We start from the raw sequence: 17,783 nt of genomic DNA on the forward strand, positions 1-17,783 counted from the left end.
TTAGTTTAGAGAGACAAATGAGGTAAATTAGAAAAATGCGTTTATTTGTTGGGCTACGAGGTTAATTACGGCAAGGAGGAACGTCTGATTTCAATTCTAAGTTTCCCTCAGAGATGTTCAACAGAGGCATATTGCCGAAATTATCAGCATTTTTCTATCTTTTTTCATCACATTCTTTAATCAGCAGTGTTGGAAAAACAAAAATAGCGAAATTGACACACGAAAACTTTGCTTTCAGGAGATTGAAATTATGAGAAAAGAAAAATTAGTAGCTCTAGCGGCAGTAACTCTCATCTTGTTCGCTGCCCTCCCAGGCTTATCATTTGCCAGACCCCAAAACGACGCAGGCAGCGGTACAGATGCAGGTAACACTCAGCAGACAGCACTTTTCATCACGCCGAACACATACACTGGCACATTGTACGGTCCAAACGAAGAGGACGTATCGGACTATTACAATTTCACTGCTTACAATGGACACTGGATAAACGTAACAATGGCGCCACCACCAAACATGGACTTCCATCTGCAACTGTTTAATTCCACTGGACACTTGAAAGCAGGGTCATATAAAGGCGTCAACGAAACAGAATCAATTTCATATTTAGCAAACTCAGACGGAACGTGGACAATTCACATCTTTGTAAATTCGACTGCAGATGAAGGCGAATACTCCTTCACTATTACACCAACCAACAGTCCACCAGAGAAACCATCAGCTCCTTCGGGTCCCAGTAGTGGATACGTGTATACCTACTACGCGTACACAACAAGCACAACTGACCCAGACGGCGATACTATCATCTACCAATTTGACTGGAATGACAGCTCAACCACTACAACAATCATTCCATATCCTTCAGGACAACCCATAACAATATCCCATCAGTGGAAATATCCCCAAACTTACTACATCAAAGTGCGAGCAAAAGACGCCCATGGCTTATGGAGCGCTTGGTCAGACTTCAAGACAATCACACTGAGCCAAAATGACGCAGGTAGCGGCGGAGACGCAGGCAACACTCCCTCAACAGCTTTATCAATCTCGCCAGGTTCGTACAAAGGCACCCTATACTACCCAAATCCAACTGACACGGTAGACTTCTACAATTTCACTATCACAGTTGGAGACTGGATATATGTGACCATGGTTCCTCCATCCACTTCTGATTTTCAATTAGAAGTCCACAGTCCAGATGGAAACGTGTATGGTTCTTACAATGGTGCTGGGCAGATGGAAAGCATCAACCACAGAGCGGAAATAGGTGGAACATGGAGCATACGCGTTTCACGATACACTGGCGAAGGACAATATGCATTCAACCTCAGCATCACTCCCGCACACGCTCAATTGACAGTGTGTGTCCCGCAAGCTCCTCCGGAAGGAGTCATCATATGGATAGACGGACAAGCTTACGTAGCATACGCCAGTACTCCAGTAGTCGTCACCTTAGCAACGGGCGTACACACACTCGAAGCGGAAAGAAGCTTTCTCAAAGAAGAATGGACACCAGGAACCTACTATATCTACACCTTCTTGAAATGGTCAGACGGCGTGACAGCAAACCCACGCAGCATGAACATCACTCAAAACACAACAATAACAGCATACTATTTACGATCAAAATATGGAATAGAATAGTTCAAGAGGTATGCGCCTTTCAATTCCCTCTTTTTTCTAATGGTAAATTACGCCAAAACCTTAACTAGACGAAACAATTCTAGCTACTCAAAAGGTTGATGAATAAGAATGAGTTTAAATAAACTTGTCAAAGACGAAATTTCTGGTGTTGTTGCTAAGGGTTTTGTTGAGCAAATCGCCCGTTTTCATCGCATTCAAGGCTCCACGATGTTTCATGAAGCCGCAGAATATGTCAGAAATGAACTGTTAAAAATAGGCTTGAAAGACGCTGTAATCGAGCAGTTCACGGCAGACGGCAAAACCCAATACTGGACACACACTAGTCCGGTCGGCTGGACAGCTAAAAGCGCAGAACTTCACCTTGTCGAGCCAGAAGAACGTCTAATCGTCCGCTACGAAGACGTACCCACCTGCTTACACACATACAGCAAAGCCACGCCGCCCGAAGGTATAACAGCCGAAGTAATAGACGTGGGCAAAGGAACAAAACCAAAAGACTACGAAGGCAAAGACGTAAAAGGCAAATTCGTCCTCGCCACGGGCAGAGCCCACCAAGTCCACGAAGAAGCAGTGTGGAAACGCGGCGCCATAGCAGTAATAACAGACACACTAACCTACGAAATGCCCGGAGTCCGCGAAAGCCTCGACATACCAGACGCCCACGCTTACCAGGGCATATGGCCAAAAGCCGAAGAAATCGACAAAGTAACATTCGGCTTCAGCCTATCCAAACGCCAAGGAAACATGCTCCGCGCTTTGCTGGCGAAAGACAAAACCGTGAAACTTAAGGCAAAAGTGGACGCGCAACTTTTCAGCGGCTACTCAGACGTGGTAACCGCCACAATAAAGGGCAAGTCTAAACCAGACGAAGAAATCTTCCTAATCGCGCATTTGTGCCACCCAAAACAAAGCGCAAACGACAACGCTTCCGGCAGCGGATTACTAATTGAAATCGCACGCACAATCACCGCGTTAATAAACAGCGGCAAAATCCAACCGCCAGATAGAACAATACGCTTCTTCTGGGTTCCCGAAACACTAGGCACAGCCGCATATCTAAGCCAACATGAAGACATGTTCAACCATTTTATAGCAGGCATAAACTTGGACATGGTCGGACAAAACCAGGAACTCTGCAAATCCACGCTAAACTTGGACTGCACGCCTGATTCTTGCCCGTCTTACTTGAACGACTACGTTTACAGCCTAATTGAACAATCCACAAAAGAATTCGACTCACCAACCGCATTCGGCTCAAGCTCAACCTTCCGCTACGCAGCAACAGCCTTCAGCGGAGGAAGCGACCACGCAGAATTCACAGAAGCAACCGTACACGCGCCATGCGTAATGCTGCTACAATGGCCAGACCTCTACTATCACACAAGCATGGACACAATCGACAAAGTAAGCGAAGACAGCCTCAAACGCGTAGGCTGGATAACCACAGTTGCAGCTTTAACGCTTGCAAATGCCACAGCCGAAACCGCATATTTACTGGCGCAGTTAACCGCTTCAAAAGGCATAACCCGCCTAGAAAACGCAGCTACAGAAGCAACCCAAGCACTGTTCAAGAAAAAAGAAGACCCAAAACTGAAAGACAAACCAGAAGAACTAGCCAAAGAACTCGCAAAAACAGCCGCATATTACAAAAGCAAAATAGCGCACATTACATGGCGCGAACAAGAAGCAACCAAATCAGCCCAAAAACTCGCACAAACACCAAAACTAGCCGCCTTTATAAATAGACTCTGCGAAGAAATCGCAAACCAAGGCAAACAAAAAACCGCAAGAATAGAAGAAACCCTAAACTTCATCGCAGAAACATCCGCCTTAACCATTCCAACAACCACAGAAGAAACCGAACCAGAAAAAGAACTGAAAAAGCTTGTTCCAAAACGCTTGTTTAAGGGCACACTCAGCTTCGACATATTAAAGAAAGCCTTAGGTGAAAAAGAATACGAATGGTACGAGGAAATCTGGGAAAAAGACCCACAATTCGGCAAAAAAATAGGCGAACTAATAAACTTCATGGACGGAAAACGAAACGCGCATCAAATTCTAACCGCAGTCTCAGCAGAATACAACGAAACCAACCTAGAACTTGCACTAAAATTTCTCAGAGACCTAGAAAAAGCGAAACTACTCACTTTTGAATAGCAACGCCATTCTTCTTTTTCGCTCTTGTTTCTTCCAGAAAAAGCGGCAAAACCGCAGACACGCCAATCGTGACGGCAGAAGCATAAAACGGCGCCAATTGCCCCCACGCATCCCAGAGAACACCACTCAAAGCGTTTCCAATCATTAACCCAACCCAAAATGTCGTCGCCGACACGCCGTTAACGAAGCCCCACCGCGATTGAGGCGTAGAGTCCATCATAAGCGTCTGAAAAGCAGGCCAAGACATGTTCAACAAAGCATTTGACAAGAACATGAAAAGAACCAGCTCAACAAAACTTCGCGAATAAGCAAACAACAGGAAAAACGGGGAAGAAACCAAAAACGTCCAAAACATAACCTTTCGCCGGTCAAACCGGTCACTGCACTTGCCGCCGGGAAGCTGCACCACAATCGAAGCAACACCAAAACCTATAGCATATAATATTCCAATTAAAGTGTAATCCAAGTTAAAATTCAGCCTAGCAAAAACTGAAATCACTGGTCCAGTTGCGCCGATGCCGACGCCTTGAATTATGTTAATCAACGAGAACATGACGAGAACAAACAAATATTTCCTAGCTACGCTACTGCCAGCATCATTTACGCTTTCAGCTTTCGCCAACGGCTTTCTCCGAGTCTCACGCATCAGAAGCGTCAACGGAAAAACACTCAATATCAAAATGAAACATGCAAAGAAAGGAAAACGAATACCCAAAGCGTCCGCGGCTGCACCACCCAAAAAAGGAGCCACTGTTGACCCAATCAACCATGAAATGTTCGTCCACCCATAAGCAGAAGCCATTCCACCGTTTGCTGAAGCATCCGCAACTATAGCCCAGCGAATCGGAATATACAAACCCGTCGCGAAACCACTCAGCATAGCCCAAGGCACCAAATCCACCCAATTGTTGGCTAAGGCATACATTAAAGGCGGAAAAGCAGCCAGCAACGTTCCCAAAGCATGAATTTTTCTTCTACCATACTTGTCAGATAGGAAGCCGCTGAGAATCTGCACGCCAGCCGCAAAAGCGTTTGAAACGGAAAAGACAAAGCCAAGCTCCGTCATGGAAGCGTTAAGTTCAGTAATGTAAATTGGCCATATTGGACTAATCAGGTTGAGGGCTAAGGAGCAAACTAAGAAAACGATGGAAAGAAGCAGTATGTCTCGTCCGTAACTCATAAAGCGTTGCAATCTCGTTGCCCCTAGCCAAGCTAACCAGCCAACCTTCGAAAATGGCAACCGTCTATTTAACAATTATGGGTTAGACACAACACCATACCGAGCAGAACATGTTTATAATTGTGATTTTGTTTAGATTATCTGTTCACGGCAGACAGAGGCTTAAACATGGTTTGCACAATTAAAATCTATGAAAAACCAAAACTGAACACTCCCGTTTTGATAGAGGGCTTGCCAGGTATAGGATTCGTAGCCAACATTGCCGCTTTGCATTTAATCAGCGAGTTAAAAGCCAAACTTTTCGCTGAAATTCTCTCAGCTTCTTTTCAAGACTTGGCTGTGACAACCGAAACTGGAGGTACACGTTCACCAATAAACGAGCTTTACCATTATAAGGCGGATGGCAACGGTCGCGACTTAATAATATGGTATGGCAACACACAGGCGCTAACAACTTTTGGGCAATACGAGCTATGCGGACGCGTTTTAGACATAGCTGAAGAGTTAGGCTGCCGTTTTCTAATCACTTTAGGCGGGTTCAAACAAGACGAGATAAAGGAAGTTCCACAGGTTTACTGTGCAGCCACAGACGCTGAAACCGCAAAAGAAGCCTTAGGCTTGGGAACGAAAATGATGGTTGGACAAATTTTCGGCGTGGCTGGGCTTCTAGTAGGGCTTGGCAGACTCAGAGGTTTTAAGGGTTTCTCGCTTTTAGTTGAAACACAAGGAACTTATCCGGATGCTAATGCTACGCGTTATGCTTTGTCAGCAGTGAACAAGTATTTGAATATGAATGTTGACTTGTCGAAGTTGGATGTGGCTGCGGAGAAGACCAAGAAAATATTGGAGTCTTTCGGTTTGATTAGAACCGTTGTTGAACCACAAAAGAAAGAAGAACAGAAATTCCGCTGGTTCGTTTAAACTCGCAAATATACAATTTAGAAAGAAGCGTAGAACTCTTCAATTCTGCCGAGGATGCTCTCTATTTTCATGTGAGGCTTCATTTCTTCTCTCCATTCCTTAGGAAGTTTTAATCTAAATCGTCCAGCTGCTCGCCCATCCATTATGACAATGACGCCTTTATCTTCTGGACTGCGTAAAAGTCTTCCAGCAGACTGCGCCAACGCGTTTAAGCATGGAATGTCATTTGCATATTCTAGTGCCCTTTCACCAAATTTTTCTCTGAAAAACGTGTATAGGGCTTCTTGAAGTTCTGTTCTCTTTGGGTATGGCAAGCCAACGATAACAACCGAGGAAAGCATGCTTCTTCCTTCAGTTGACATGTCAACGCCTTCGCTGATTTTGCCTCTCGCAACGCCGAACACGACGCATTCTCTGTTGGTTTTTAAGAAACGAAGCACATCCACAATTTTTGTGCCTTTTTCTTCAACAACCAAAGGCGAATCAAACTCTGACAGCTTAGCTATTTGGCGCATTATCTCGTATGAAGGAAAGTAAACGGCTACCCGTCCGTTGATTTGCTGAACTATTTGCGTTAAGTGGTCTGCTATTCGCTTCCATTGCGTTTCATTGCGTTTTTCAAACTGTGTTGTAACTGCTTTATCCACTAGGATAAGCCTGTTTTCTGGCGGAAACGGACTAGGAAGTTCCATGCTTCTGCAGCGTTTTTGGTCGATGCCTAAAACGTCAATGTAATAGTTTGCGTGCCAAAGCGTTCCAGACATTAATATGGCAGAGCGAAGTTCGTTGATGACGCTTGCAGCAACCGACGGGTCGAGACACTTAATTCCAATTCTAACATGTCTTCGCCCTTCTCTGTCAAGCTCAACCTTAACGTAACGCACATAAGCCGAACCGGAAAGCTTGACCCAATTCAGCAAGAAACTTGCACAGCGAGAAAGATAGGAAACTGGGCTTTTGCCGACTTCAGCCCTTTTTTGCCGTATGTATTCACCTTTTTCTAGAAGCTCAGACGCGAATTCTTTCAGTTTGCCACTTTCTACTCGAAGGTTTTTGGATAAGGCGTTGACTATTTTGTCTGTGGCAATAAGGTGTTCAACGTCTAACCCATAGTTTTTGTAAACCGTTTTTCCAAGCTCTAAAAGGACATGATGTAGCGCTTCTAAAAAGCCATAATCATCTAAGCCGAAATCTTTGACTTCCCTCAAAGCCCGCTTGATACTTGTTGAGGACAATTCGTCTGAAAAGATGCCGGCTGCATAATAGGGTAGACTGTGTGCTTCGTCGAAAACACAGTTTATGTCTTTCGTTCGCAATCCAGCTTTGCCGAGAATTGAGCCTCTAATGGCGTCTACCAGAATGTAATTGTAATTGCCAATCACTATGTTGGCGTGTCTCGTTAGGATTTTTGTCACTTCGTAAGGGCATAGTTCTTGGCTTTGGCTGATTTCGTAGACTTCCTCAGGCATCAATGGACCGGCTTCTTTGATTTTGTTAACAACGTTGAAAGCGTGCCAGCTTGGTTTCCAATCAGTATAGGTTCTATCATAGTATTTGCATGTTTTTTCGAAAGCACCTTCCTTCAATCCCTTGCAATAGTAAAGAAAATCGCGGTAGCTTAGAGTTCGAAGTTTTGGGTCTTCCATAATTTGGGGACACAGTTCTTTTTTGCTTTTGAAAACTGAAGCGACAAAGCTTGCGCCACATTGTTTTTTAATGCTTTGGAGTTCTCTGCAGTAGATTTCAAGCTGGTTTCTAGTGCGAGTTAACGCGAGAAGTTTGCCAACTGAAGAATCAGCCTTTTTAGCCATTAAGAAAGCAGTTAATACTGAAATGGATTTTCCAGTGCCACATGGAGAAGAAAGCAAGCCTACATTTCCATTTTTAATAACGTCAAAAGCAAATTTTATTGCTTTGAGTTGAAAGGGACGAAAATCAGGGTAAGGAAAGAACTCTCTAACTAACCTATGAAAATCCTTTTCACTTTCAGTTTCTGTTTGCGTCAGCTCATCAGCCATAATAATCATTCTTCATTTATCGCTCAGAGAAACATAAGAAAGGAAGGAATTAAGAGTCATTTTTGCAAGCGTTATCCTTTAATGTCGCTGATGAACTGCTCGTAAACTTTCTGCACACGTTCAGCTGCTGGACCAGAACCTTCAACGACGCCCTTCTCTGTAACTTTGACCTTGTCCATGACCCAAATGAACCCTTTATCCTCGTAAAGTCTCACCATGGTTGGGAATACCTTTTCCAAACGGTCAGCGAGTGCTTTCATGTCGAAGGGTTTTTCCACGCTTATTATTTGGGCTACTGTAACTCCGTTTAGGAAAACTCTGTGCAGTGATTTTCCTGTTTCGTCCTTTGCTTCGCCTAGACATAGGCTCAAATTGTCGGGGTTAATGCCGATTAATGTTCCAGTATAGGTTTTTCCAGTCGTGGTCGCGACAACAACGCTTTTGTCAACTAACGCTGTGACCTCAGTGAAGAATTTTCTCTGCGCTACTGACAATCTTTCAAACCTCCATTACCACCCTTAACACTTATGAAAACCCATATTTAGGATTTTAACAAAACACAAAAGGGACTCCCCAACACACCTACCAAATGAAAGTAAGATTAACCTTTTCTGGAGAGAATCGCAATGAATGAAATTGAGCAGGTCGAAGAAGCCGCGCGAAATATTCTATTAGAAAACCCTGACGCGGTGGTTCGTTTTCGTCTCTTACGTAATGTTCTGAAGCTGTCACCTTCCAATAGTAAGCTTATCAGCGCCAAACAAGAAATGCTGCAGAGCCGATGGGTTCTGGAACTTAAAAAAGAACAAAAAGAAGATGGAAGTTGGGGAAGATTTCACTCCGCAACGAAAACCAAAGGAAAAATCTTAACCACCGAAGCCGCAGTTGAAAGAGGCTTAGCATTAGGGTTAGAAGCATCAGACCCCATTTTTCAAGCGACAATAAACTATCTTTCACATTTACTTGACGGCTCACTTGATTTTCCAGACCCGCCAGAACGAAACAACCGCTGGGCTACTGGTAAGCAACTTTTTGTCGCCGCAACCTTAGCCAGAATACGCCCGACTCACCCGGCTATTGACAGAACATGGGATTTGTGGGTTACAATCGCAAAGCACACGTTTGCTTCGGGCAAATATGATTCAGACGCGGAGACCCGAGCGCACAAGACGCTGACTGGCGCTTCTGTTAAAAACAGCTATCTAGTGCTCAACAACCGATACCAATTGGCTCTTCTCGGCTCAAGAGCCACAAAACTTCCAGCAACACTTGAATACGCCTTGGTTGATTGGGTTTGGCACAATGAGGAAGGTGTTGGTTATTTAGGGATTCCCTTATCAAACATTCCACATCATTTTACGAAGGGAATGCTGGATAGGTTTTTCACGTCGCTTGAGCTACTTTCTCTTTTTCCAAGCTGGCGCAAATTCGCAAAAGACATAATTGACTGGCTGTGGACGCAAAGAAATAATGAAGGCTTATGGAATTTCGGACCACGAGCAAGCACGTCGGTTTATTTTCCTCTTTCGGAAACATGGCTGACCCCAAGGCATCGTCAGCATGACTGGTCAACACGTGTCCTTGCATTGCTCAGAAACTACTATGAAACCCCAACCAATTAAAAATGGAAAAGGAACGTTTAGCTATTCTAAATTGTCTATGTCGTCTGCAAGATATGTCAAGTCGAAAGGTTTCAAGATTATTCCCGTTTTCAAACTCACAAGAAAAGATTGGACATCGCTTGCAAAATCAGCAAAGCTCAATATGAAATCCCGCATGAAATCAGCATATTTGGAATAATTCTTGTGAACCGAAACTATTATGCCATCTTTTCCCAGTCCTTCTCCATCAGAAGCAAAAATCACATTAGGATGCTTCTTATACCACTCCTTCACTAACCGAATTCTCTCTTCAACCGTGGCTTTCTCGTACGTCCTAGCTTTCACGAACGTGAACGCTAAAAGTTCGTAGCCAATCCTGCCAAATTCCGGAACAATCGTGTAACTTCTAACATATTTATCCGCGAGTTTCCTAAGTCTAGTCACAGTTGGCTGCGATAAATTAACAGCTTTAGCTAGTTCTCTATCACTTCTTTTTGAGTTGCGAATTAACTCTTTCAACAGCTTAGCGATGTTTTCTTGTTTCATGGCATTTCGCTGTGTTTTCAGAGTTATTAATGTTTTCGGAAACAGAAATCAAGATTCACATAAAACACATTTCAAACCGCATTTTGCAGAGAATTACTTCTTTCTCTTCCACAAGGCTTGATATTTAAGTTATTCCAAGTCACCCTACAGAAAAAGACGTTTGAATTTGGACTTGTCTAAAAATGGGTTATGAGGTTGCGTTTTTCTTTTTGCGTGCAGTTTTCGGCGATTTCTCTTGCAGCATGGTTTCTTCCATAGAGTTTGCTTTGCGCAGTTCTTCCATATACCAGCCTCTATCACGAGAGTAGTTTAGGCCAACAATTATCCCAAAGACTATGAGAGAGCATCCGCTAATAATCAGAGATAGACCTAAAACTGCCCCCACAAACGGTTCGGTGACGTATGGAAAAATAAGGAACCAATTAGGCTGTGACGTTAGGCTTAAGGTTTCGAGGATGCCGCCTACAAGGAAAATGGCGCCTGCTAAAAACATTAGGTAAGAGAGTGTTTCGTTGTGTCTTGATTCTTCTGCTTTCTCGTGAAGGTAATCTCTGAAGGACATGGAGGTTCAATATGTCAGATAATTGAACGTGTACGTAAATCTTATTATATTCAAATAAACATTCCAAAAACGAATCAATAATAACTAAAAAGGCAAAAGAGGAACAATGCTTGGCGCTTACAAAAGCAATAATCTTCGACTTCATCGGCACCTTAACAGACGTTAAAAACTATAGCCTAGAAAATTCAAAAGTCAAATTGTATAAGGCAATTGCCGAAGCAGGATTCAACGTCAGTCTTGAAAATTTTCTGGAAGCCTACACTCAAGCGCACGAGAAATACCGCGTCATACGCTATCAAAAACTGGTCGAAGTGACAAATGCGGTGTGGATTTCAGAAGCCCTAAACACTCTAGGATTCGCAACATCTCCGGAAGACACGCGCATAAAAGCGGCTGTAAACGTTTTCTTTGAAGATTACGTGAACTCCTTCGAACTTAGAAAATGCGCAAAAAAGACGCTCAGCAAAGTCTGCGGAGACTACAAACTTGGTTTAATCTCAAACTTCACGTATGCACCAGTAATCTATGCAGGTTTGAGAAAACTGGGCATAAACAGGTTTTTTAACGTTGTTTTGGTTTCGGAAGCTGTTGGTTGGCGCAAGCCTCACGCGAAGATTTTTGAAGAAGCAATCAGAAGGCTTGGAGTGAAAGCGGAAGAAACTGTTTATGTGGGAGACAGCCCGTTAGAGGATATGAAAGGCGCGAAGACTGTTGGAATGAGAACAGTTTTTGTTCCTTCACAGTTTTATTCACTTGAAAACCTTATGGAAAGCCAACAGAAACCAGACTTGATTGTAAAGGATATTTGTATGCTTTGCAAAGAAATTAGAAATTTTTTAAAATCTTGATATTAAAAAATGATGCTTTAAACACTTTGAAGAAACAGAAATGTATTATTAGAAACGTTTCTGCTTAAATTGTGGAAGAAATCCTTTTTAACCTCACTAATGGATGCTACTGTTTCTCAACATAACATAATGGGAGGTGGAGAGGCTACGACAAAAAAGTTGTTAATTGAAGTTTTGCTTGTCGAAGAAAGTGCAGAGAAAACAGACAGAGAACTCGAAGCGGAGATTCGTGATGAGCTCTCAGAAAACACGCATGTAATTCCATGGGCGGCGAAAATAGAAAAAATGCAAATCATCAACGAATAAATACGCGGCTAAATCGAATTCAAAATAGACAGAGTAGATTCCCATAAATTTTAGATGTTAACACTCATTTTTTCAGAACATAAAATGCGCATCAAACCGACTATCATTTGCGCAGACAAGACTAAAAGAACAATAAATTCAGGGTTATTCAGCAGACATAAACCCGAAATCATATTTTATCGTGGTATGGTGCGGTTGCCGGGATTTGAACCCGGGTCGTCAGCGTGGCAGGCTGATGTCCTAGACCAGGCTAGACTACAACCGCGTACTGGCAATGAAATTTTGCTTTGGTGCTTATTTTCTTTTTCTGAACATTTGCCATTAAACATTAGCGTTCTGTTAAGAGTTTTGGTCTAGAAGATTGTCAAGGTCTTCTATGTCTTTTAGGATTATGTCGGAGTGAACGGTTATCCATGGACTGGGATTTTCAATTTTGCATATGCATATGGTCTTTTTGTCTTTGAGTTTGGCGTAGAAGAGTTCCATGCATGTTCCAGCTGAAAGAGTAGGGAGATACGCAATTAAAATATCGCATTTTTCTATGTCTTCCAAATCTCTTTTTATGAAATCAGCCGCCGGAACCTTATCCCACCAGCCATGTTCCTCGCCTCTATAAATGACCTTTTCACGTTCCCAAGGGTCAACAACTTCAAAACCGTGCCGAACACAAATTTCACGAATAACATCTCTATAAGACTGTTCTGTTTCCATGCCTTGAATTGGACCAGAAACGAAAACCTTACTCTTCATGGCAATCAACACGCAAAACGCACATGTGACTTTTAAAAGATTTCCTCATTAACAAAGGAAAAGAATTAAGAGTATGCCATCACATCCTAATTTTCTCAAAGCCGAAAAGGGAGCAGAAAATTTGGGACTAGTGGACCCGACAATCGCAATAATCGCCTCATTAGCTTTTCTGATAGCCTTATTGTATAAGCGTGTGAACTTGGGAATAACCCTAAACGTGACAGCTCTGCTTTTGGCGTTGCTCGCACTCGACTGGACAGCAATCCCGCTGATAATCTGGCAAACAACCACTGACCCACTGGCAATTTCAGTTGTACTCGCAACCTTCGACATTATGCTACTAAGCCAACTCTACAAAGAAACGGGAATAATAAACAAGCTAAGCGAAAGTGTAGGCAACCTCATCAAAAACCCAAAAATCGTGCTAAGCGTATTACCCGCAATCATAGGGCTTCTACCAGTCGCCGGCGGCGCATTAATGTCAGCGCCACTCGTTGATACAGAAGCTGAAAAACTTAAGCTAAAGCCAAACAGAAAAGCCTACGTGAACATTTGGTTCCGACACACGATTTTTCCCGTTTACCCCTTAAGTCCGCCAATAATCACAACCGCCGCGCTCACGGGAGTAGCAATACCCTTGATAATTATGCGGCAGATTCCCGTAGTTCTCGTCATGATAATAATCGGATTCATAATCGGCTTCTGGAAAGTCCCGAAATACAAAAATGAAGAAACAAACGGCAACAAACAAACAAAAAACTCAAACCTCAAAACTTTTTTCGTCACTTTTAGTCCTATTCTGGCAACGATAATTGTCGCAATATCCATGGATTCGATTGGTCTATCCCTAGAAGGTTTCCACACCGTAATAGCAATTTTAGTAGGATTGCTAATTTTAATCGCCATTTCCAAACTGAATTTTGCAGTCTTCAAGAGACCATTCAAAAGCTGGGGAATCTATGGAATAACAGCAGCAGCCTACGGTGCATTCTTACTAAGAAAAATCATGACGACACCAGAAATTTCAAACGTGTTCTCAACATTCGTAACAAACAGCGGAGGCACAACCAGCATCCTACTATTAATAACAATCCCAGCAATCTTAGGCGTCTTAACAGGCTCACCAGTCAGCGGCGTCGCCGTAAGCATTCCAATTCTTTGCGGAACATCACTCGCCACGCCCAGCGTAGCCGCGTTAATTTACATTAGCGCTTATCTCGGATACACCATCGCGCCAACACACTTGTGCTTCACGTTTACAGCGGACTATTTCAAATGCACATTAGGCAAAGTCTACAAGTACGTAATCCCATCGTTTCTAGTAACATTTCCAATGGCGCTACTCATTTACTTCCTAATCTAATAATCCTAACGCGTTTTGAAGACGTTTTTATTGAGTCCCTTGCACACTCTTCTTTTTGATTCCCGAATCCTCAAACCTTTTCTCAAGAGCCTTAGCAATATCGTTTGGAATTTTCTTCTCAAAAGGCAACTCCTCGGCCTTTAACAAACGCTCCAGAAGTGTTTGACTCAATCTACCTACCGGAACAAAAGCCTCTGAATCACACCAACGCAAATCCTCTAGGTCCGTGTGCATTATCTGAGCCGCGCCGCCAGCACGTGACAACATAACAGAAGGAACACCATAAAACGCCAAAGGCATGTGGTCTGAACCGCCCATTCCCAACTCGCTACTAACGCGAAGAGAAATTCCAAGCTCCTTGGCAGTAAAAGACAACAATGACTTAACTTCTTCCGGTCCAAGAACAACCGCGCTTAACTCGCCAAGCAATATTCCATGAACGTCAAAGTCGAGACAAAGCTTGAGATTCCGAGTATTCTCAGAGTTTTCAGCGTGATAGAAAGAGCCTCGCAGTCCAAGTTCTTCAGAGCCAAAAGCGACAACCCTCAATGTGCGATTCAGTTTCTCCTGCGCAAAAATTCTTGCCAACTCAAGCACTACGGCGGTTCCAGCGGCATTGTCATGCGCGCCCATAACGCTTCTAACAGTATCGTAATGTCCTCCAATCAGTATATCTTCATCTTCAACAACTCCCGGCACTTCGCCAATAACATTTTGGCTCTTAGCGGTTATTTTCTCTACTTCCGTAATTATCCTAAGCCTCCGCGGACCCTTTAACACGTTCAGCACATCATCATGCGCCATTGAAACCGCTGGAACATTTTGCTTTTCAACATATTCAGCCCTAACCGAACGATAAATCGCCGGAGCCAAAGGAGTCCGAGAAGGAAAAATCAAGGCTAAGGGCTTAGCTTTCAAAATTTTTTCAAAATCTTTCTGAAACGGAACTAAGCCCAAAACAGCAATTTTACCTTCAATTTTCTTCAACGCCTCAGGCGATGTAGACTCTAACATAACTACTTCGCCTTCAACACCTTCCGGCGGAGTCGAAAGCGAATTACCAACAGCAGCACACGCAAGCCGCGCGCCGTCTGGAAGCAAAGCCTCCTCTCTTAAAATGCGGCTTGTCTGAACCTCAAACTCTTCCATTCTCACATTAGCAAGCCCAAACTCTTCAAACCATGCCTTTATCAAATGCGCCGCTTGACGCTCTTTATCGGTTCCTGATTCTCGATTTCCAACTTCTTTGACAAGCCTCTCCATAAAACGATACGCTGAAACAGCATCAAAAACTTTCATTTTGCATTTTCACCTTTTCCTAACTAATCTACACACAATGATTAATAAAGACTATTAGACCGTGAAGTGGAGATTATTTTAAAGTGATGGCTAGGATGGATGCACGCGAACTATTAATGCTCAAAATGTGGCATCTGATTGGAAAACTTCGACTAGACAGAATCTTACGTATGGGAAGCTCAGCTTACGCGTTTACTGACTACTTTAAAGGCATGGAGAAGGCTGAAGCAGTCAAACGAATATTCGGCGACAAAACAGAAGAAGTGCTCCGCAATTTGAAGATTAAGTTCACGTGGATAGGCGGCTACATGTGGGTAGACGAGAGAAATGGACACTTAATGATAAATGCTAACTACTTGAAAAACGGAGACAAGATTGACATCTACTTGGACTTAATTCACGAATTAGTGCATGTACGACAACTTTTGCAAAGACGCAAACTATTCGATGAGCAATACAGCTACATTGATAGACCAACGGAAATTGAAGCCTACCGCTACGCAGTAGAAGAAGCTCGAAGAATGGGACTATCTGACCAAAGAATATGCCAATACCTATGGACAGAATGGATGAGCAAACAAGACCTACAAAAGCTAGCCGCCACACTAGAAGTGAACTACATTGGGAACAAAAATCAGTAAAAGACATGAACCCACAATCAAAGGCTCGTATTAAAAATAATATTAAAATCGCCTAAAGTTTCCTAGAGGATTTGTTAGAAGTTAACTTCACAGTCTTTCCGATCAACTCAATCCAAATTCCATCAGGATCTCTAACAAATGCTAAAGTGTAACCATCCTCATCCCACGCTTCAACGGCGGAGGTCGCACCACCAGCAAGCACTTTTTCATAACTTCTCCGAACATCCTTACACCAAAAAGCCAAATGATCTAACTCTGAACCCTCCACATATTCTTCATAGTATTTCGTTCCAGGCGGGTAATAGTCCAGCTCTAAAATTTGCTGCGACCCTTTATTTTTCAATTGCACAAATATACCGCCCGCCCGCATTTTTCCCCTCCGAATTTCTTTCATGCCCATTGTCTTAGTATAAAACTCAATAGAACGTTTTAGGTTCTTAACTCGGATACCAGTATAAGTAAACTTCATTCCTTTTCCACACTCATATTTTGGCATAAATTTATATTTTAAACTATTTATGCGGTGCCGAAGGCAAGGTGCAGATTTAGACAAAACAAACTCAAAAGACTTCGTGAGCATGGTTAGAGGCAAATTCTTTATTGTTTATCTTCCAAATCAATATGGGAGGCGTTAAGTTATGAGTGAAAATCAGAAGTGTCCTAAGTGTGGTGGAGACATGGTTAGAGGAGACAGATTGGCTACGGCTACTCGCGTGTTGTCAAGTGTTTATTTGGCAAAGAGAGGCGATATTTTAGGTGATGGAATTGTTCCTTATTACTGCGAAAAATGCGGTTACATAGAACTTTACAAAGAAATTAAAGGAGTTAGACGTGAAAACGCCTTCCTCAAGAAATGTATTAAGTGCGGCGAAAAAATTCCAATAGCTTCTGAAGAATGCTCCTACTGTGGAGCTAAACAGAGGAAGGAATGAGTCATAAGTAAAGAACCAGGCTTGAACCTAAATTCCACATGGAAGCTTAAAACATACAAAAAACCTCAGAAACAAACTCTCTCTTTCTCAATGAAAGCTCTTTTCAGAAAGAGGATTCAGTGCCGAGGGCAGGGTTTGAACCTGCGACAACCCGGTCTTCAGCCGGGCGCTCTCCCAGGCTGAGCTACCTCGGCAAGGTCAACAATTCAAAAAGGACTATCGTGTTTTTAAGTTTTCTGAATTAAAAACCAGAACGGTTGGGTGCAAGTTTTTGTTTCTCACCTAGCCGAGAGGAGAAGGGAGAAAGGAGAAGTTTATGTAAGCTTCCTAAATTGCACCTATTGTTGAAGTTGAAGGTTTTATTGAAAAGGTTTATGGAACAAAGTTTCAGTCGTTTTTGGATTCAGAATCATAATTCATGATACATCAAGAAGGGAAATACTGCTTAAAACCCAAAAAAAGTGATGTAGACTGCAGAGGGAATGAAACATGAAAAAGAAAACAGCGTTAATCACGGTTGAATTGGTCGATGAAAGTCTTATGGAAAACAATGAAACAATCACACGAGAACTGTTTGAGTGGTTTAATGAAGATGCGGTTTCTATTCCTTGGGCTAAAAAAGTGAAAAAAATAACGGTGAAGGCTTCTTAAACAATCAGCAACCGCAAAATATAGATAAAAAGATAACCCGTAAAGGCGGATAGCAAAAAGCAATAGATTTTCAAGACTCTATCAATTTTTCTTTTTTCCAAATCCACATCATTTCCAAGACTATTCAAACACACTTCACCGCTTCTCTGTTCAAAAACTAGAAGCAAAGATTTTATGAAGCCAAAATACGTATTTCAAATCCCACAGTAAACAATATCAGAAAGCCAAAGACAAAACAAATAGCTAGAAACCAAAAGAGGGCCCGTAGTCTAGTTGGTTAGGACGTCGCCCTCACGCGGCGAAGGTCGCCGGTTCAAATCCGGCCGGGCCCATGTGTCTTTTTGTTGTACATGTCTTCAAAAAGGT

General features: G+C 42.8%; 19 protein-coding genes and 3 tRNA genes. 11 read left to right on the forward strand and 11 right to left on the reverse strand.

Annotated elements, in window-relative coordinates; genetic code table 11:
- Positions 1-250: 250 nt before the first annotated feature.
- Both QXW63_03680 and QXW63_03685 read left to right on the forward strand, forming a co-directional pair.
- Positions 251-1,642, forward strand: a complete 1,392-nt coding sequence (locus QXW63_03680) for a hypothetical protein (protein ID MEM3460995.1) — start codon at positions 251-253, stop codon at positions 1,640-1,642.
- 108 nt (positions 1,643-1,750) lie between these two features.
- On the forward strand, positions 1,751-3,799 hold the full coding sequence (locus tag QXW63_03685) for a DUF4910 domain-containing protein (GenBank protein MEM3460996.1): 2,049 nt from the start codon (positions 1,751-1,753) through the stop codon (positions 3,797-3,799).
- Here QXW63_03685 and QXW63_03690 read toward each other — a convergent pair.
- Complete coding sequence (locus tag QXW63_03690) at positions 3,786-4,979, reverse strand: MFS transporter (protein ID MEM3460997.1); 1,194 nt, start codon at positions 4,977-4,979, stop codon at positions 3,786-3,788. The two genes, QXW63_03685 and QXW63_03690, sit on opposite strands and share 14 nt — an antisense overlap.
- A 168-nt stretch (positions 4,980-5,147) precedes the next feature.
- Here QXW63_03690 and QXW63_03695 point away from each other — a divergent pair, with 168 nt between their 5' ends.
- Positions 5,148-5,900: a PAC2 family protein gene (locus QXW63_03695; GenBank protein ID MEM3460998.1), complete on the forward strand. Its 753-nt coding sequence runs from the start codon at positions 5,148-5,150 to the stop codon at positions 5,898-5,900.
- A gap of 17 nt (positions 5,901-5,917) precedes the next feature.
- Here the strand turns inward: QXW63_03695 and QXW63_03700 are convergent, their stop codons facing one another.
- Positions 5,918-7,918 (reverse strand): ATP-dependent DNA helicase, encoded by a 2,001-nt coding sequence (locus QXW63_03700; GenBank protein ID MEM3460999.1) that lies wholly within the window; start codon positions 7,916-7,918, stop codon positions 5,918-5,920.
- 71 nt (positions 7,919-7,989) lie between these two features.
- A complete protein-coding gene (locus tag QXW63_03705) occupies positions 7,990-8,412 on the reverse strand; it encodes an Lsm family RNA-binding protein (GenBank protein MEM3461000.1) in 423 nt (140 codons plus the stop codon).
- A 132-nt stretch (positions 8,413-8,544) separates the two neighbouring features.
- On the opposite strand from QXW63_03705, the gene QXW63_03710 reads away from it, so the two are divergent.
- Positions 8,545-9,540, forward strand: a complete 996-nt coding sequence (locus QXW63_03710; GenBank protein ID MEM3461001.1) for a hypothetical protein — start codon at positions 8,545-8,547, stop codon at positions 9,538-9,540.
- A 21-nt stretch (positions 9,541-9,561) separates the two neighbouring features.
- Here QXW63_03710 and QXW63_03715 read toward each other — a convergent pair whose 3' ends face one another.
- Both QXW63_03715 and QXW63_03720 read right to left on the reverse strand, forming a co-directional pair.
- A complete protein-coding gene (locus QXW63_03715; GenBank protein MEM3461002.1) occupies positions 9,562-10,065 on the reverse strand; it encodes an Lrp/AsnC family transcriptional regulator in 504 nt (167 codons plus the stop codon).
- Between the two features lie 187 nt (positions 10,066-10,252).
- Complete coding sequence (locus tag QXW63_03720) at positions 10,253-10,627, reverse strand: hypothetical protein (protein MEM3461003.1); 375 nt, start codon at positions 10,625-10,627, stop codon at positions 10,253-10,255.
- A gap of 110 nt (positions 10,628-10,737) precedes the next feature.
- Here QXW63_03720 and QXW63_03725 point away from each other — a divergent pair, with 110 nt between their 5' ends.
- Entirely contained in the window at positions 10,738-11,475 is a 738-nt protein-coding gene (locus QXW63_03725; protein MEM3461004.1) for an HAD family hydrolase, read from the forward strand.
- 159 nt (positions 11,476-11,634) lie between these two features.
- Positions 11,635-11,781 (forward strand): hypothetical protein, encoded by a 147-nt coding sequence (locus QXW63_03730; GenBank protein MEM3461005.1) that lies wholly within the window; start codon positions 11,635-11,637, stop codon positions 11,779-11,781.
- Between the two features lie 187 nt (positions 11,782-11,968).
- Here the strand turns inward: QXW63_03730 and QXW63_03735 are convergent.
- A tRNA-Gly gene (locus tag QXW63_03735) sits at positions 11,969-12,046 on the reverse strand.
- A 74-nt stretch (positions 12,047-12,120) separates the two neighbouring features.
- The gene (locus QXW63_03740) at positions 12,121-12,531 is read right to left on the reverse strand and encodes a nucleoside 2-deoxyribosyltransferase (protein MEM3461006.1); all 411 of its coding nucleotides are present in this window, start codon (positions 12,529-12,531) and stop codon (positions 12,121-12,123) included.
- A 73-nt stretch (positions 12,532-12,604) separates the two neighbouring features.
- Between QXW63_03740 and QXW63_03745 the strand changes: the two genes are divergently transcribed.
- Positions 12,605-13,894, forward strand: a complete 1,290-nt coding sequence (locus tag QXW63_03745; GenBank protein MEM3461007.1) for a DUF401 family protein — start codon at positions 12,605-12,607, stop codon at positions 13,892-13,894.
- 27 nt (positions 13,895-13,921) lie between these two features.
- Here QXW63_03745 and QXW63_03750 read toward each other — a convergent pair whose 3' ends face one another.
- Positions 13,922-15,193 (reverse strand): M28 family peptidase, encoded by a 1,272-nt coding sequence (locus QXW63_03750; protein MEM3461008.1) that lies wholly within the window; start codon positions 15,191-15,193, stop codon positions 13,922-13,924.
- An 86-nt stretch (positions 15,194-15,279) separates the two neighbouring features.
- Between QXW63_03750 and QXW63_03755 the strand changes: the two genes are divergently transcribed.
- Complete coding sequence (locus QXW63_03755; protein MEM3461009.1) at positions 15,280-15,834, forward strand: hypothetical protein; 555 nt, start codon at positions 15,280-15,282, stop codon at positions 15,832-15,834.
- 52 nt (positions 15,835-15,886) lie between these two features.
- Here the strand turns inward: QXW63_03755 and QXW63_03760 are convergent, their stop codons facing one another.
- Positions 15,887-16,414: a VOC family protein gene (locus QXW63_03760; GenBank protein MEM3461010.1), complete on the reverse strand. Its 528-nt coding sequence runs from the start codon at positions 16,412-16,414 to the stop codon at positions 15,887-15,889.
- Positions 16,415-16,472: 58 nt separating this feature from the next.
- Here QXW63_03760 and QXW63_03765 point away from each other — a divergent pair, with 58 nt between their 5' ends.
- Positions 16,473-16,766: a zinc ribbon domain-containing protein gene (locus QXW63_03765; GenBank protein ID MEM3461011.1), complete on the forward strand. Its 294-nt coding sequence runs from the start codon at positions 16,473-16,475 to the stop codon at positions 16,764-16,766.
- 120 nt (positions 16,767-16,886) lie between these two features.
- Here the strand turns inward: QXW63_03765 and QXW63_03770 are convergent.
- Positions 16,887-16,960: transfer RNA gene (locus QXW63_03770), tRNA-Phe, on the reverse strand.
- Positions 16,961-17,255: 295 nt separating this feature from the next.
- On the opposite strand from QXW63_03770, the gene QXW63_03775 reads away from it, so the two are divergent.
- Positions 17,256-17,417, forward strand: coding sequence for a hypothetical protein (locus tag QXW63_03775; GenBank protein MEM3461012.1), 162 nt, complete (start codon positions 17,256-17,258; stop codon positions 17,415-17,417).
- Here QXW63_03775 and QXW63_03780 read toward each other — a convergent pair.
- Positions 17,414-17,545 carry a hypothetical protein gene (locus QXW63_03780; protein ID MEM3461013.1) on the reverse strand — a complete coding sequence of 44 codons (132 nt, stop codon included), beginning with the start codon at positions 17,543-17,545 and terminating at the stop codon, positions 17,414-17,416. The two genes, QXW63_03775 and QXW63_03780, sit on opposite strands and share 4 nt — an antisense overlap.
- A 130-nt stretch (positions 17,546-17,675) precedes the next feature.
- On the opposite strand from QXW63_03780, the gene QXW63_03785 reads away from it, so the two are divergent.
- A tRNA-Val gene (locus QXW63_03785) sits at positions 17,676-17,749 on the forward strand.
- Positions 17,750-17,783: the final 34 nt, after the last annotated feature.

This window comes from Candidatus Bathyarchaeia archaeon, assembly GCA_038873195.1.
GTDB lineage: Archaea > Thermoproteota > Bathyarchaeia > Bathyarchaeales > Bathycorpusculaceae > DSLH01.

Excerpts from the sequence above, each read along its gene's own strand:
- QXW63_03680 (MEM3460995.1), top strand. The coding sequence starts at position 251 with ATGAGAAAAGAAAAATTAGTAGCTCTAGCGGCAGTAACTCTCATCTTG.
- QXW63_03685 (MEM3460996.1), top strand. The coding sequence starts at position 1,751 with ATGAGTTTAAATAAACTTGTCAAAGACGAAATTTCTGGTGTTGTTGCT.
- QXW63_03690 (MEM3460997.1), bottom strand. The coding sequence starts at position 4,979 with ATGAGTTACGGACGAGACATACTGCTTCTTTCCATCGTTTTCTTAGTT.
- QXW63_03695 (MEM3460998.1), top strand. The coding sequence starts at position 5,148 with ATGGTTTGCACAATTAAAATCTATGAAAAACCAAAACTGAACACTCCC.
- QXW63_03700 (MEM3460999.1), bottom strand. The coding sequence starts at position 7,918 with ATGGCTGATGAGCTGACGCAAACAGAAACTGAAAGTGAAAAGGATTTT.
- QXW63_03710 (MEM3461001.1), top strand. The coding sequence starts at position 8,545 with ATGAATGAAATTGAGCAGGTCGAAGAAGCCGCGCGAAATATTCTATTA.
- QXW63_03715 (MEM3461002.1), bottom strand. The coding sequence starts at position 10,065 with ATGAAACAAGAAAACATCGCTAAGCTGTTGAAAGAGTTAATTCGCAAC.
- QXW63_03720 (MEM3461003.1), bottom strand. The coding sequence starts at position 10,627 with ATGTCCTTCAGAGATTACCTTCACGAGAAAGCAGAAGAATCAAGACAC.
- QXW63_03740 (MEM3461006.1), bottom strand. The coding sequence starts at position 12,531 with ATGAAGAGTAAGGTTTTCGTTTCTGGTCCAATTCAAGGCATGGAAACA.
- QXW63_03745 (MEM3461007.1), top strand. The coding sequence starts at position 12,605 with ATGCCATCACATCCTAATTTTCTCAAAGCCGAAAAGGGAGCAGAAAAT.
- QXW63_03750 (MEM3461008.1), bottom strand. The coding sequence starts at position 15,193 with ATGAAAGTTTTTGATGCTGTTTCAGCGTATCGTTTTATGGAGAGGCTT.
- QXW63_03755 (MEM3461009.1), top strand. The coding sequence starts at position 15,280 with ATGGCTAGGATGGATGCACGCGAACTATTAATGCTCAAAATGTGGCAT.
- QXW63_03760 (MEM3461010.1), bottom strand. The coding sequence starts at position 16,414 with ATGCTCACGAAGTCTTTTGAGTTTGTTTTGTCTAAATCTGCACCTTGC.
- QXW63_03765 (MEM3461011.1), top strand. The coding sequence starts at position 16,473 with ATGAGTGAAAATCAGAAGTGTCCTAAGTGTGGTGGAGACATGGTTAGA.
- QXW63_03775 (MEM3461012.1), top strand. The coding sequence starts at position 17,256 with ATGAAAAAGAAAACAGCGTTAATCACGGTTGAATTGGTCGATGAAAGT.